This is a genomic window from Rugamonas brunnea, from assembly GCF_014042345.1.
Taxonomy (GTDB): domain Bacteria; phylum Pseudomonadota; class Gammaproteobacteria; order Burkholderiales; family Burkholderiaceae_D; genus Rugamonas; species Rugamonas brunnea.
Genome location: NZ_JACEZT010000001.1, coordinates 71,286 through 85,977 on the forward strand (window position 1 = coordinate 71,286; position 14,692 = coordinate 85,977).

Genomic DNA, 14,692 nt, shown 5'->3' on the forward strand with positions numbered 1-14,692 from the left:
CTAAATTTTTAAATATCGTCATTCTTACTTACGAAGACGAACCACACCTATTCCCAAAAATGCCCCGCCCACTCCAAAGAATGCGCCTTGCCTACTGAGCAATGCAGCAATGAAGAACATACATCCAGCAGCTATGAACAGATAACCGCTACGTTTTTCACCTTTGTTCATACTTTCTGATCATTTCACTTTATGAAGAATACAGATCCGTCACCGACTGCTTGTGGTCGAAATCAAAATTGTTTTTCACCAGCACTGGTGCAAGAATTCGCGCAATGCATACAAACGACCATCGGCATTTTGATTGGCCAACACATCAAGTAGCACTCCGATGAATGCGGATATGCAAACTGCAACGAGAGCCCACTCATAATACGGTGACACAAATCCGTACTGACGGGAGGCAAAAAAGCCAACCCCACCAAGCAAGAGTCCGAATGGTATTGTGATAATGAGAACGCTTTTTGTTATTCCCATGTTAGTTAAGCCTAACCCCAGAGCCCCCCCCCTGGCACTACTACAATTGTTTTGCGACGCTATTCCGTGGCGTAGCATGCTCGTGAAATAGATCGGCCAGATACTCGCACAACTCATGCTCCGCCACGTCGTCCGGTACGACAAAGTCGGCGGGACGGCGTTTTCCTTCGGTGCCAAGAATAAATGCACGCCACGCGCCCGGCGCGCCGGTGATCGCGATATGGGCGCCAAATATGTTAAATCTGAATTCCTTCACTGAACGCCCCAACAAAACGGAAATGACGGAAAATGCATATCAGTACACGAGCGTACTTGATACTTGCAAATTTAGCAAATTGATGCACTGATCCCCAGTCCCGGCCCAATAGATGGCGCAATGGACAGCTCAAAACCTGAAGCAGTGCGCCTGCTGCGCGTCGCTTCGCATTAGCGGCGTGGTTAACACTACGGACGTTTCGTGCTGGCATTCCAACAGCACATTCCGCGTTTCCTCCACACCCTCTTCCACAAACCCTCTCTTCCAGGCGCGTGAGAGTGCGACGGCGAGCGCATTTTCGGTTGCCCGTGGCTTGATCACCACGGTATCTCTGCTCTTGGGCCCCTCGTCAGCGTCCAGATCCAATACCCTGGGACTTTTACGTTGACTTGAATAAACGAAGAATGCGCCCTCAGAGGCGAACGCCGCCAAGTCAGGGGCGTCATACCCGCGAAAGCGGGCATCCATAGGAGGTGTGCGTTGTGTTTTCGCTTGCGTTCCATAGGTTCCCGCCTGCGCGGGAACGACGATTTGGGCGGCCGCTGACGAGGCGATCAGGACTGATGTGGCGATGAGAACGGTGCTTCTCATATCCGTTCAATCAAGCGAAGCCGCGCCATGATTCAAAACGATCCCGGCAGCAGAATATTCCTATCCACCTTCTGCACATCGCGCAGCCCGCAAAATGCCATCGTCAAATCCAGCTCATTGCGGATGATTTCCAGGCACTTGGTCACGCCCTGCTCGCCCATCGCGCCCAGCCCGTACAGGAAAGGCCGGCCGATGTAGACGCCGCGCGCACCCAGCGCCAGCGCCTTGATCACGTCCTGGCCGGAGCGGATGCCGCCATCCATGTGCACTTCGATCTGCTTGCCCACCGCTTCCACGATGGCCGGCAGCGCGCCGATCGACGATTGCGCGCCGTCGAGTTGCCGTCCACCGTGATTGGAGACGATCAGCGCGTCGGCGCCACTCTCGACCGCCAGCCGCGCATCTTCCGCGTCCATGATGCCCTTGATGATCAGCTTGCCGCCCCAGCGCTGCTTGATCCACTCCACATCCTTCCACGACAGGCTCAGGTCGAACTGCTGGTTGGTCCAGGCCGACAACGAGGACATGTCCGACACGGACGAGGCATGGCCAACGATGTTGCCAAAACTGCGCCGGCGCGTGCCTGCCATGCCCAGGCACCAGCGCGGCTTGCTCGCCAGGTTGAGGAGGTTGGCGAGGGTCAGCTTGGGCGGCGCCGACAAACCGTTGCGCAAATCCTTGTGGCGCTGTCCCAGCACTTGCAAATCCAGCGTCAGCACCAGCGCCGAGCAACGCGCGGCCTTGGCGCGGTCGATCAGGCGGTTGATGAAATCGCGGTCCTTCATCACATACAACTGGAACCAGAACGGCTTGGATGTGTTGGCGGCAATGTCTTCGATCGAGCAGATGCTCATCGTGGACAAGGTGAACGGCACGCCGAAGCGTTCAGCCGCGCGCGCGGCGAGGATTTCGCCGTCCGCGTGCTGCATGCCCGTCAGTCCCGTGGGCGCGAGCGCCACCGGCATGGCCACCTCCTGCCCGACCATGGTGCTGTTCAGCGTCCGGTTCTCCAGGTTGACGGCCACCCGCTGCCGGAATTTGATGGCGGCGAAATCGCTGCTGTTGGCCCGATAGGTCGATTCCGTCCACGACCCCGCATCGGCGTAGTCGTAAAACATACGCGGCACGCGTTTTTGCGCCAGGACGCGCAAGTCTTCTATGCAGGTGATGACAGTCATGAACACTTCCCCTTTCGATGATGCTTCAAATCATCGGCTATTTCATTGCAAAAGCCAATAAGAATGTGGGAAAGGCAATACAGGCGGGTAAAACCGGAGGCGGAAAAGAAAAAGGGGTCAGATTTTGCAATCTGACCCCGATATTCTGGTGCGGCTGGCAGGAATCGAACCCACGACCCCTTGGTTCGTAGCCAAGTACTCTATCCAGCTGAGCTACAGCCGCGCGAGGCAAGATTATAGCAGGGGTGTTTCTGAATGCCAATAGGAGAATGCGACATTCTCTATCGACCACCACATTGCTGATTCGGAAAAGAAAAAGGGGTCAGATTTTGCAATCTGACCCCGATATTCTGGTGCGGCTGGCAGGAATCGAACCCACGACCCCTTGGTTCGTAGCCAAGTACTCTATCCAGCTGAGCTACAGCCGCGAAAAACAACATTATAACAGGTTTTCTGTGTCGCGAAGCATTCTTTAAAGAAACGCTACACGCTACTTCTTGCAACGCCATACGATGGTGACGCGCGCCCTGCTGGGGAAACCCCGGTACTACTTAAACTTCAATCAGACCCGACGATCTGATCCCAATATTCTGGTGCGGCTGGCAGGAATCGAACCCACGACCCCTTGGTTCGTAGCCAAGTACTCTATCCAGCTGAGCTACAGCCGCTTAAGCAACATTGTAACGCATTAATTAAATTTTGCAAAGTGCGATATTTTCAACCGCTTAGTTGGCTTGGTGAGACATCCACCGAATCAACTACTTCGCAATAAGCTAAAAACCGCGTTTATTGCCTCTTTCAGAAGGCTTGCCGTCCGAAAGAAGCAAGATTATAGGGAGGTTCATCGTGCTTGTCCAGCACCATTTTCCAACAGGCTGCAAACCACCGTTCTTCCCCGCAATCGCGGTCTGCGCGCCGCTTCATTCATGCTAGTGATGCCATGCATCACCAATCAAAATTGGCATATATAACTGCGGTACGGCATCATTCACCTGTCTCCTCTATCTCCTCCAAGGAAATAGATTCAGCCCGCTCTCGCAGCGGGCTTTTTTTTGTCCATAGGTTCAGGCCGCCAATTGGTGTAGGATTTATCATCGTCCCACCCCAACCGCCGCCCGCATGAAGCTGCCCGACCGTGTTGTGCCCCCTGCCCCGGACTGGTCGCCTACCCGTCTGGGCGAAGCCGCGCACTGGCCCCCGGCATTGCGGCTGGTGATCGATATCCTGCTCAACAGCCCCGCGCCCATGCTGCTGATGTGGAGCCGCGAGCAGATCATGGTCTACAACGAGGCCTACGTCAGCCTCAACGGCAGCACCAGCCTGCAGGCGCCCGGCGGCAAGGTGCCGCCTGTGCTGCCGCCAGCCTGGAGCTGGAACGCCGCCGCCATCGAACATGCGTGGGCCGGCCACAGCGCCAGCTATCGGGCCCAGCCGTTGTCGGTCTGGCGCAAGGGCATGCCCACGCAATTACCTTGCGACTTGTATTACACCCCGGTGCGCGATGCGGCCGGCGCAGTAGCCGGCATCCTGTGCATGCTCATGCCCGCCACCGTCCCCGCCGGCAGCATCGCCACCACCGCGCCGTTGCGCATCCTGGTGGTGGAAGACAATGCCGACGCGCGCTACCTGGCCTGCGAAACGCTGCGCGCCCTGGGTCACCATGTACACGCCGTGGCCAGCGCCGAGGCCGCCCTGCCCGCGCTGGAACAGGATCCGGTCGATATCCTGTTCTGCGACGTGAGCCTGCCCGGCATGTCCGGCGTGGAACTGGCGCGCCTGGCGCTGGACAGCCATCCCGGCCTGCAACTGCTGTTCGTGTCCGGCTATGGCGATGCGCTCACGCGCCACCTGCCCTGGCCCGTGACCACCCTGCAAAAGCCTTACGAACTGGAGCAGTTGCAACAAGCGCTGAGCAGCATCAGCCGCCGCCTACACGATGATGCGCCGTAATCCCACATCATCGCGCGGCTATCGTGCGGGCCTCGCAGGCCCGCGCCCGCTACAATATTGTCATCGACATATGGAAACAGCGCGCATCGCTCCGTTGGCCAGGCCGATATTGCACAGATTCACTAGGGCCACGACCCACCCATGACTTTCTCCACCGAGCCGACGGGCAGCTATCGTTTCGCCCCGGCAAAAACTGTCCAGTCCGCCACCGGCGCGGACGACCATGACAATGAAGTCGCACTGCTGCGGGAGTCGTTACGTCTGGCGCAAGAGCGCAACGCGACCCTGCTGCGCAACGAGCAAGCGTTGCGCGAACGCTTACGGGTGGGCGAAGAAGAAATGCGCGCGCTGGCCAACGCCATGCCGCAACTGGCCTGGATCGCAGGGCGCGACGGCAACATGATCTGGTGCAACGAGCGCTGGTATGCCTATACAGGCACGGCGCCCGACCAGACTGGCGCGGCCGGCTGGCCCACCGTCTACGCACCCGACTGTCTGCCGCAACTGATGGCGCGCTGGCACGCCTCGCTGGCCAGCGGCCAGCCATTCGAGATGGAAGTACCGATCCGTGGCGCCGATGGCCAGTACCGCTGGTTCCTCACACGCGCCAACCCGGTGCGCGACAGCGGCGGCCAGGCGCTGCGCTGGTTTGGCACCAGCACCGACGTGGACCAGGTCAAACGGGCCCAGGAAGCGTTGCGCGACGAGACGGCTGTGCTGGAATTACTCAACAGCACCGGCAGCGCGCTGGCCTCCACCCGCGACCTGGCGCCGCTGCTGCAAGAGGTGACGGACGCGGCCACCAGCATCAGCGGCGCCCGCTTCGGCGCGTTCTATTATCACAGCGGCGACGCGGAAGGCGCGCCCCAGATGCTGCACGCCTTGTCCGGCAGCGCACCCGAGCTGTTCCCCAGCTTCGGCCGCCCCCGCGCCAGCGCCCTGTTCGGCATCGGCCTGCGCGGCGAAGGCACGGTGCGCAGCAACGACTTGCTGCGCGACGCGCGCCACGCCCAGGCCATGCGCGAGGAAGCGGCGGCCTTGCCCGTGATCCGCAGCTACCTGGCCGTGCCCGTCGTATCGCGCTCGGGCGAGGTGGTGGGTAGCCTCTACTTCGGCCATCCGGAGCCGGACATGTTCAGCGAGCGCACGGAGCGCATCATCGGCGGCATTGCGGCCCAGGCCGCCGTGGCGATCGACAACGCGCGCCTGTACGCGGCGGCCCAGCACGCGGCCGAGGAACGCAAGGTGTTGCTCGACAGCGAACGCTGCGCGCGCGCCGAGGCCGAGCGCACCAGCCGCCTCAAGGATGAATTCCTGGCCACCCTGTCGCACGAACTGCGCACCCCGCTCACCGCCATCATGGGTTGGGCCCAGGTGCTGCGCCGGGGCAGCCGCGAGGTGGCCGACGTGCAACGCGGCCTGCAAACCATCGAACGCAATGCGCGCGCCCAGGCCCAGCTGATCGAGGACTTGCTCGACATGAGCCGCATCACCTCCGGCAAGGTGCGGCTGGATGTGCAGGTGCTGGCGCCGCACACGATCGCCGACGCTGCCATCGACGCCGTGCAGCCGGCCGCCGACGCGCGCCAGATCCGCATCGAGCGGCGCTTCGAAGCGCAGGCCGGGCTGGTGGCGGCCGACCCCAGCCGATTGCAGCAGATCATCTGGAACCTGCTCAGCAACGCCCTCAAGTTCACCGAGCGCGACGGCACCGTCACGGTGCGCGTGGGCCAGGCCGATGGCCAGGTGGAGATCGCCGTCTGCGACAACGGCATGGGCATCCGCGCCGAATTCCTGGCCCATGTGTTCGAACGGTTCCGCCAGGGCGACTCCTCCACCACGCGCCGGCATGGCGGGCTGGGCCTGGGACTGGCCATCGTCAAGCACCTGGTGGAACAGCACGGCGGCACGGTCGGCGCGGCCAGCGAGGGCGAAGGCCGCGGCGCCTGCTTCACAGTACGCCTGCCGCTGGCCCACGCCAGCGCGCCTGCCACCCGCACCCGCTGAATCAGCGCATCCGATTTAGTTTATAATTGAACAATACATCGATGCCAATGTGCGCCGGTGCGCAAGATTAGCGCTGAATCAACTTGCCAAGCAGCAACAGTCAATTCCTACCCACGCATGCGGCACTGTCCTACAGCAACTTTCTGTGCGTTTGCTACACTTTAAGAGCACTAAAACGCGGTACAATAATTTCCATGTGGAAATAATTGCTCTCGCGTGCGCCATGTCCCGGCAGGGCGCGCTATTATCGATTTATTACGCCACTGGCGCGGGGCCGGGGCGTCTGCAATGACAGAGAACACTATGCCGAGTCGAGATGAAATCCTGAACGCCAAGGTTCTGGTGGTGGATGATTGCGCCGACAATATCGACCTGATGCTGGAGATCCTGCGCGACGCCGGCTACACCAACGTGACGTCCACCATGTATCCGGAACAGGTGTGCCCGCTGCACCGCCAGCACTGCTACGACCTGATCCTGCTCGACCTGCAAATGCCAGGCTTGAACGGTTTCCAGGTCATGAAGGGGCTGAAAGCCATCGAACAAGGCGGCTACCTGCCCGTGCTGGCCCTGACGGCCCAGCCCAGCTTCAAGATCGCGGCGCTCGAAGCCGGTGCGCGCGACTTCATCAGCAAGCCCTTCGACCTGCTCGAAGTGCACAAGCGCATCCACAACATGCTGGAAGTGCGCCTGCTGTACAAGGAACTGGCCCAATACAGCAAGCAACAGCAGGAACTGGCGCTGCACGACCCGCTCACCGGCCTGCCCAACCGCCGCCTGCTGGAAGACCGCATCGCCACCGTGCTCCAGCACGCCCGACGCCAGCACAGCAAGGCGGCCGTCATGTACCTGGACCTCGATGGCTTCAAAGGCATCAACGACACCTACGGCCACGCCTGTGGCGACGAAGTGCTGAAGATGGTGGCGTCGCGGCTGACGGGCTGCTCGCGCAAGGAGGACACCGTGGCCCGCGTGGGCGGCGACGAATTCGTGATCGTGATGGGCGACATCACCACGCTGCGCGACGCCCAGGAACCGGCCGCCAAGCTGATCGAGGCCGTATCGGAGCCGTATCTGATCAACGATCTCACGCTCAAACTGTCCACCAGCATCGGCATCAGCCTGTTCCCCGATGATGCGGACAACGTGGAGGCGCTGATCGCCGTGGCCGACAGCGCCCTGTACCAGGCCAAACGCTCCGGCAAGAACCGTTGCTGCGCGGCCGCGCTGGCCGCACCACTGCCCGACGCGCCGGTGCAGCACAGCATGTTGTCGACCCCGGCCTGAGCGACCTTGGCGGGCCACCCCGGCCCGCCAGTTCAACTAGTGACCGCGCGCCGGCGTCCCCGCGCCGCGTCCGCCCTTGGGCGTGCCATGCCGCAAGCCATGGGCCGTGCTTTCCTCCACCTGGGCCGCGTGCTGGTGATCGTCGTGCCCGCCCACCACCTCCGGCGCCACTTCGATGCGGGTCACGCTGGCATCGACCGAGAGCGGGTCGCTGGCGGGGAAGGTCATCTCCACCGCCTCGTCGAGCAAGGTTTCCCTGGCCTGCTCCACCGGCGTGGGGGGTTCCTCGTCGGCCAGCGCCGTGATGACGGTAGCCCATTTGACGCAATCGAGCCGCGCCAGGTCGCGCACGGTGTGCACGCCGAACACCTGCGCCAGCGCCTCGGCGCCCTGCGCGCTCATGCTGCGCAGGGCCGTGACAGGCGCTTCGGCCAGCGCGCGCATGCCCAGCTCCCCATATTCATCATTGATCAGAGTCTTCAGGTTCATGGTGCGATTCCTCCACGGTTGCGGCGGCGCCAGGTCGCGCCGGCGATACACCCCACTGTGGTGGCGCCCGCCCCTGCCGTCTGTGCGGCAACGAACAGTGCCCATGGGCCGCCCTCGCGTACGATAGAGGCACGGTTTTGACATTCGTAAACGCTATTGCTATGATCGACCAGCACTTTTCTGACGGCCTCATGACAGCCCTGCGCGCCCCGGCTGCCCTGCCCGCCGCCACCCAGCGCAGCGCACCGACCGACAGGCCCGATCCCGTGCCCACATTAGAAAAACCAAAAATCCTGGTCGTGAACGATGACCCTGCCAGCCTGTTCGCGCTGACGAGCTTGCTGGCCCAGTGGTCCGACGAGGAAGGCTACGAGGTGCTGCCGGCCAGCTCAGGCCAGGACGCGTTGCGGCAGGTGCTCAAGCATGATTTCGCCGTGATCTTGCTCGACGTCAATATGCCGGGCATGGACGGCTTCGAGACGGCCGAGGCGATCCACCAGCGGGCCCGCTCGGCCAATATTCCCATCATCTTCATCACGGCCTTCCTGGCCGACGAGCTGGACCGGCTCAAGGCTTACCAGCGCGGCGCCGTCGACTTCCTGTTCACGCCCGTGATCCCGCAAGTGCTGCACGCCAAGATCGCCGTGTTCGTCGCGCTGGCCACCAAGAACGAGGAACTGCGGCTGCAGGCGCGCCAGCTCAGCCTGCGCACCACGGCCCTCACGGGCACCAACAAGCGGCTCACGCGCGAGATCGAGGAGCGCAAATCGGCCGAGCGGCAGAACCACGCCAAGGATGAATTCCTGGCCATGCTGGGCCACGAGCTGCGCAACCCGCTGAGCGCCATCAGCAGCGCCGCCACCCTGATCGGCCTGCCCGGCGTCTCGCCCGAAGGGGCGGCGCGGGCGCGCCAGATCATCCAGCGCCAGAGCCAGCACCTGGGCCGCATCGTGGACGATTTGCTGGACCTGTCGCGCGCCATGTCGGGCAAGATCCTGCTCAGCCGCGCGCCGCTGGACCTGGCGGCGCTGGTGGCCAACTGCCTCGAAACCTGCCGCGCCACCGGCCGCGGCGCCGGCTACACGCTACGCCAGCAGCTGGAGCCGGCCTGGGTCGATGGCGACGCCACGCGGCTCGAACAGATCGTCAGCAACCTGCTCGACAACGCCCTCAAATACACGCCGCCGGGCGGCCGCATCGAAGTGCGCACCGGCACCGACGGCAACGAGGCCGTGCTGACCGTGCACGATTCCGGCGTCGGCATCGCGCCCGACCTGCTGCCCCAGGTGTTCGACGTGTTCGTGCAGGGCGCCAGCACGCTGGACCGCTCACAGGGCGGGCTGGGCATCGGCCTGTCGCTGGTGCGCCGGCTGGCCGAGCTGCACGGCGGCCAGGTGCGCGCCGACAGTGGCGGCGACGGCGCCGGCAGCACGTTCACCCTGCGCCTGCCCCGCGTGGCCCATGGCGAACCGGCCACGCCGGCCACGCCGCAGGCGGCGCCGGCCGACAAGCCCACCGTCCTGCTGATCGAGGATAACGACGATGGCCGCGAAATGATGGCCATGATGCTGAGCTGCTATGGCTATGCGGTGCAGCAGGCGGCCGAGGGCGGCCTGGGCCTGCAACTGGCGGCCCGCTGCCGGCCCGACCTGGCGCTGATCGACATCGGCCTGCCGGCCATGGATGGCTATGAAGTGGCGCGGCGGCTGCGGGCCGACCCGGCCACGCGCGACATCAAGCTGGTGGCACTGACCGGCTACGGCCAGGCCGAGGACCGCCAGCGCGTACTCGATGCCGGTTTCGACCGGCACCTGGTTAAGCCGGTCGACGTGGAGCACCTGCTGCAAGTGATAGGCCATTGCATGGGCCAGGCAGTGGACTAGGCGTGCCCCTGCGGCCAGCGTCCAACGGTTGTGCTCGCGGTGCGCCAGATATTTTCGTCCTCAGGTATGATCGCAACAAATGTTGTTCCACCACCAACCGAGTATGCCATGCCCGTTCCGGCTTCCCCTCCTACCGATCCCACCACGCCAGAGGCGCAACGCAGCGCGGAACTGAGCGAACTGCTCGGCCACGTGCACACCTGCTGGGACGACGAACGTCGTTCACTGTCGCGCCAGTTACACGATAGCCTGGGCTCGTCGCTGACGGCGCTCACCATGCACCTTGGCCTGCTGATGCAGAAGATGCCGCCGGAACCGGCCCTGCAGGAGCGGGCCGCCCACATGAAGCAGTTGCTGCACCAGATCGTGGAAACCAACCGCGACATGCAGCACCGGCTGTGGAATGACAAGCTGGAATTTCTCGGCGTGCGCGTGGCGCTGGCCGAACAGGTGGCGCAGTTCGAAGCGAGCCACGGGCTGGCCGTCCATTGCAGCCTGCCCGAGGAGGAACTCGATTGCCCGCGCAGCCACAGCGTGGTGCTGCTGCGCGCGCTGGAGGAAGCGCTGGCCAACGTGGCCACGCATGCGCAAGCGACGGCCGTCGACGTGATCGTCGACGACAACGAGGAACAACTGATGCTGACCGTGCGCGACGACGGCGTCGGCCTGCCCGACGGCGGCGACCTGCCCACCCAGGGCAAGTATGGCCTGCGCATGGCGCGCGAGCGCGCCGCCCACCTGGGCGGTCAATTGAGCGTGACGGCCAATGGCCAGCGCGGGGTGCAGGTGACGGTGGTGCTGCCCAAGCCTTTCAGTGCAGCTTGACGAGCGGCCGCCCCGTGGTCACGGCATAGATATAGGGATATAGGGCGCGGCGGGCTGCGCGGGGACATGGCATGTTCGGCCGTGCGGGACACACCGAAATCGTGGGACACGCTGCCCACGGCCAGCACCCGCTCCACCACTTAAGATGACATTATTGCTGCGCATGGCGCCCCGTGTCGGGTGATCCCGCCAGGAGGCGCCATGCCGGCCGGGGGTCAGTCGTCGCGACCGTGGCCGCGGCCGTTGCCATGGCCGTTGCCGTTACCGTTGCCATGGCCTTTGCCGTGGCCACGATCATCATCACGGCGGTCGTCACGGCGGTCGTCGCGACGGTCGTCACGATAATCGCGGCCACGGTCGCCATGTTCGGCGCGGTAGCGCGGCGCGTATTCCCTTTCGTACCAGTTATCGTCCACGAACAGCACGCGCTGGCCGCAGGCATTGTACTCGCGGCAGTGCTTGTCCCAGTGCTTGGCATGGCCGGGCGGCACGTGCAGGTAGATGGGCGCCGCTTCCACATAGCGCGGCGGACGCTGCACGATCACTGGTTCCCGGTACAGCACTGGCGGCTGCGGATAATTGCCAAGGTCGATGCGGCCGTAAAAACCAGGCTCGCCCACGCTGATGGACACGCCCACGTCGGTCGCCATCGCGGAGGAGCTCAGGGCCAGCAGACTGGCGGCAAGAATCAGAGGTTTCATCGAGTTATTCCCGTTGTTATAAAAATAATAAAAATGCCGCATCATGCCGGCAAGAACTACATTTTAACCGCCAGACAGATGCTGCACCGTACGCAAACGAACATATCACCACAGCCGCGCCAGTGGCAACACGACACCGCCGAACAGCGACCAGTCGGCCGACGCGCGGTTCAAGCCCTTGGCCAGGCCCACATCGATGGTCATGTATTTGCTGGGGCTGTAGGCGGCGGCCACCAGCGCCTGCGCCGTGCGGTCGGCGCCGCCGCGGCGCGTGCCCGCCAGCTCGCCCGTCATGCCCCAGCGTTCGGAAACGGGGATGGAAAACGACGCCGACACGCCCGTCTGCGTGCGGCTGCTGCCGTCCTCCCATACGCCGAGCCGGGTCAGGTTGAGGTTGGCGTCCATGTGCACAATGTCGAAATCGCGGCTGAAGATGCCGTTGACGCTGTAATCGGCCCGGCCACTGCCGATGCTGTCGCGGGCCGTGGGAGCCTTGGCGCCCAGTTCCATGCCGAAGGCGGTGGCGCTGTCGATCAGCCAGGCGCGCTTGAGCACGAACGTGGTGTCGCCCACGCCATGGGTGCGTCCGCCGCCATCGTCGGGCGCCGAGACCCATGCCTCGCCACCCACCACCACGCCCCAATTGTCGTTGAAGGCCAGCTTCAAGGCATAGGGCAGGCTGTTGCGATGCTCGCCATCGGCCTTGGTGGCCAGGCCGCCCAGTTCCAGTTCCAGCTGACCCGGATACGGCAACTGGGCCGGGCTGGACACGGACGGACGGTAAGGCGTCACCGGCTGCCATTCGTCGGCGCGGCCCGGTACTGCCACGGTCGCCAGCGTGGCCAGGGCCAGCAGGCAGGCGGCTTGCGGTGCGGTCATGCTGGCCTCCATTGCATTAGTCGCTGATCCATCGGTGCTCAATTAGTTGCTTCATAGGCAGCAGACTAACACCGATTGCCGGACGGCCCAAGCACCCATGCGAACTTGCTGCACTGGAAAAACACTGCTATCCTAATCATTCGATCTCTAACCATTTACGAGCAAACCTTTTGACCTCTATCGAAGACCGCTTCTCGGCCGCCCTGCACACCTCCGCGCGCGGCTGGCGGCTGGCCGTGGACCGCCGCCTCAAGCACCTGGGCATCAGCCAGGCCAGCTGGATGGCCATCGCCATCGTGGCCAAGGCCGCCAAGCCGCTGTCGCAGACCCGCATGGCCGCCATGGTCGGGGTCGAAGATCCCACCATGGTCGCCACCATAGACCGCTTGGTGAAAGCCGGTTACGCGCTGCGCACGCCCTCGCCCACCGACCGCCGCGTCAAGCTGGTGATGCTGACGGACGCCGGCCAGGACATTTACCGCACCCTGAAAGCGGAATCGGACGTGCTGCGCGCCGAACTGCTGCGCAACATCGACCCGCAAGCGCTGCAACTGGCCACGGAAGTACTGGAAACGCTGCAAGCCGGTATCGAGGCGCAGCTGTGAGCACAGCCCCAGCGGCGGCCGCCGCGCCGGACGATGGCCTGAACCGGCCCATGATCACGCTGTCGATCATGCTGGCCACCATCATCCAGGCGCTCGACGGCACGATCGCCAACGTCGCGCTGCCGCACATGCAAGGCAGCCTGTCGGCCTCGCAGGACCAAATCACGTGGGTGCTGACCTCGTTCATCGTGGCCGCCGCCATCGCCACCCCGCTCACCGGCTGGCTGTGCGACCGCTACGGCCAGAAGAACATCTTCTTGACGGCCGTGGCCGGGTTCACGGCCGCCTCCGTGCTGTGTGGGCTGTCCGCCTCGCTGGGCCAGATCGTCGCGGCGCGCCTGCTGCAAGGCGTGTTCGGCGCGGCGCTGGTGCCGCTGTCGCAAGCCGTGCTGCTTGACATCAACCCGCGCGAAAAGCACGGCTCGGCCATGGCCGTGTGGGGCATGGGCGTGATGATCGGCCCCATCCTCGGCCCCACGCTGGGCGGCTGGCTGACCGACAGCTACAACTGGCGCTGGGTGTTCTTCATCAACGTGCCGGTGGGCGCGCTGGCGTTCTACGGCATCTGGAAATACATACGCCCCAGCCCGGCCGCGCGCCGGATGGCCTTCGACGGCTTCGGCTTCGCCACCCTCAGCCTGGCCATCGGCGCCCTGCAAATGCTGCTGGACCGGGGCGAGCAGAACGACTGGTTCGCCGCCACCGAGACCTGGGTGGAAGCGATCGTCCTCGCGCTCAGCTTCGCCTACTTCGCCGCCCACACGGCGCTGCGTCCGGCCGGCCAGACCTTCTTCAACTACCGCCTGCTCAAAAACGCCAACTACGCCAGCGGCCTGCTGTTCATCTTCATCGTCGGCATGGTGCTGTACGCCACGCGCGCGCTCACCCCGACCATGCTGCAAGGGCTGATGGCCTACCCGGCCGCCATGGCCGGCCTGGTGACGGCGCCCAGCGGCCTGGGCACCATGTTCGCCATGCTGGTGGTGGGCCGGCTGGTGGGCCGCTTCGACCTGCGCCTGCTGCTGGGCACCGGCTTCGCCATCACCGCCTTGTCGCTGTGGTGGATGAGCGGCTACACGCTGGTGCTCTCGCGCGGCGACATCGTATGGCCCGGCGTCGTCCAGGGACTGGGGCTGGGCCTGGTGTTCGTGCCGCTCAGCACCGCCACCTTCGCCACCTTGTCGCCCGAAATGCGGGCCGAAGGCACGGCCATCTACAGCCTGGTACGCAACATCGGCAGCAGCATCGGCATCGCGCTGGTGCAGACCCTGTTGGTGCGCAACACGCAAACCATGCACGCCACGCTGGCGGAGAAGGTCACCTACGGCAATCCCGGCCTGCTCGACAGCCCCGTCTACAATCTGGCCACGCCCGAAGCGGCGACCGCGCTCAATAACGAGATCACGCGGCAAGCCTCGATGATCGCCTACGTGGACGACTTCTGGCTGATGATGGTGCTCACGCTGCTGGTGATCCCCCTGCTGTTGCTGATCCGGCCACCAGCCAAGCCCGCCGCCGCCGCGCCCACGCCCGCCCCCGACCACGCCGCCCCGGAATGAGAATG

Annotated in this window: 13 protein-coding genes and 3 tRNA genes; 7 read left to right on the plus strand and 9 right to left on the minus strand. The window is 63.9% G+C overall.

Annotated features, from left to right (window positions below; all coding sequences use genetic code 11):
- Positions 1 to 517: 517 nt before the first annotated feature.
- The 6 genes from H3H37_RS00325 to H3H37_RS00350 form a co-directional block, all read right to left on the minus strand.
- The gene (locus H3H37_RS00325; RefSeq protein WP_182158972.1) at positions 518 to 733 is read right to left on the minus strand and encodes a DUF7661 family protein; all 216 of its coding nucleotides are present in this window, start codon (positions 731 to 733) and stop codon (positions 518 to 520) included.
- Positions 734 to 862: 129 nt separating this feature from the next.
- Positions 863 to 1,324 (minus strand): hypothetical protein, encoded by a 462-nt coding sequence (locus tag H3H37_RS00330; RefSeq protein WP_182158974.1) that lies wholly within the window; start codon positions 1,322 to 1,324, stop codon positions 863 to 865.
- A gap of 32 nt (positions 1,325 to 1,356) precedes the next feature.
- Positions 1,357 to 2,502: an alpha-hydroxy acid oxidase gene (locus H3H37_RS00335; protein WP_182158976.1), complete on the minus strand. Its 1,146-nt coding sequence runs from the start codon at positions 2,500 to 2,502 to the stop codon at positions 1,357 to 1,359.
- A 146-nt stretch (positions 2,503 to 2,648) separates the two neighbouring features.
- A tRNA-Arg gene (locus H3H37_RS00340) sits at positions 2,649 to 2,725 on the minus strand.
- A gap of 128 nt (positions 2,726 to 2,853) precedes the next feature.
- Positions 2,854 to 2,930 (minus strand) — tRNA-Arg (locus H3H37_RS00345).
- A gap of 163 nt (positions 2,931 to 3,093) precedes the next feature.
- Positions 3,094 to 3,170, minus strand: a tRNA-Arg gene (locus H3H37_RS00350).
- Between the two features lie 451 nt (positions 3,171 to 3,621).
- On the opposite strand from H3H37_RS00350, the gene H3H37_RS00355 reads away from it, so the two are divergent.
- The 3 genes from H3H37_RS00355 (at position 3,622) to H3H37_RS00365 (ending at position 7,746) form a co-directional block, all read left to right on the plus strand.
- Positions 3,622 to 4,452, plus strand: a complete 831-nt coding sequence (locus H3H37_RS00355) for a response regulator (RefSeq protein WP_182158977.1) — start codon at positions 3,622 to 3,624, stop codon at positions 4,450 to 4,452.
- Positions 4,453 to 4,593: 141 nt separating this feature from the next.
- The gene (locus H3H37_RS00360; RefSeq protein ID WP_182158979.1) at positions 4,594 to 6,459 is read left to right on the plus strand and encodes a sensor histidine kinase; all 1,866 of its coding nucleotides are present in this window, start codon (positions 4,594 to 4,596) and stop codon (positions 6,457 to 6,459) included.
- A 303-nt stretch (positions 6,460 to 6,762) separates the two neighbouring features.
- Positions 6,763 to 7,746, plus strand: a complete 984-nt coding sequence (locus H3H37_RS00365; RefSeq protein WP_182158984.1) for a diguanylate cyclase domain-containing protein — start codon at positions 6,763 to 6,765, stop codon at positions 7,744 to 7,746.
- Between the two features lie 36 nt (positions 7,747 to 7,782).
- Here the strand turns inward: H3H37_RS00365 and H3H37_RS00370 are convergent, their stop codons facing one another.
- Complete coding sequence (locus tag H3H37_RS00370; protein ID WP_182158986.1) at positions 7,783 to 8,235, minus strand: hypothetical protein; 453 nt, start codon at positions 8,233 to 8,235, stop codon at positions 7,783 to 7,785.
- A gap of 191 nt (positions 8,236 to 8,426) precedes the next feature.
- Here H3H37_RS00370 and H3H37_RS00375 point away from each other — a divergent pair, with 191 nt between their 5' ends.
- A complete protein-coding gene (locus tag H3H37_RS00375; protein ID WP_220456293.1) occupies positions 8,427 to 10,118 on the plus strand; it encodes a response regulator in 1,692 nt (563 codons plus the stop codon).
- Between the two features lie 108 nt (positions 10,119 to 10,226).
- Complete coding sequence (locus H3H37_RS00380; protein ID WP_182158988.1) at positions 10,227 to 10,943, plus strand: sensor histidine kinase; 717 nt, start codon at positions 10,227 to 10,229, stop codon at positions 10,941 to 10,943.
- 215 nt (positions 10,944 to 11,158) lie between these two features.
- Here H3H37_RS00380 and H3H37_RS00385 read toward each other — a convergent pair whose 3' ends face one another.
- Entirely contained in the window at positions 11,159 to 11,644 is a 486-nt protein-coding gene (locus H3H37_RS00385; protein WP_182158989.1) for a hypothetical protein, read from the minus strand.
- Positions 11,645 to 11,749: 105 nt separating this feature from the next.
- Complete coding sequence (locus H3H37_RS00390; protein ID WP_229218582.1) at positions 11,750 to 12,523, minus strand: transporter; 774 nt, start codon at positions 12,521 to 12,523, stop codon at positions 11,750 to 11,752.
- Between the two features lie 170 nt (positions 12,524 to 12,693).
- Between H3H37_RS00390 and H3H37_RS00395 the strand changes: the two genes are divergently transcribed.
- Positions 12,694 to 13,128: a MarR family winged helix-turn-helix transcriptional regulator gene (locus tag H3H37_RS00395; protein ID WP_182158991.1), complete on the plus strand. Its 435-nt coding sequence runs from the start codon at positions 12,694 to 12,696 to the stop codon at positions 13,126 to 13,128.
- A 50-nt stretch (positions 13,129 to 13,178) separates the two neighbouring features.
- A complete protein-coding gene (locus tag H3H37_RS00400) occupies positions 13,179 to 14,687 on the plus strand; it encodes an MDR family MFS transporter (RefSeq protein ID WP_182160257.1) in 1,509 nt (502 codons plus the stop codon).
- Positions 14,688 to 14,692 lie beyond the last annotated feature (5 nt).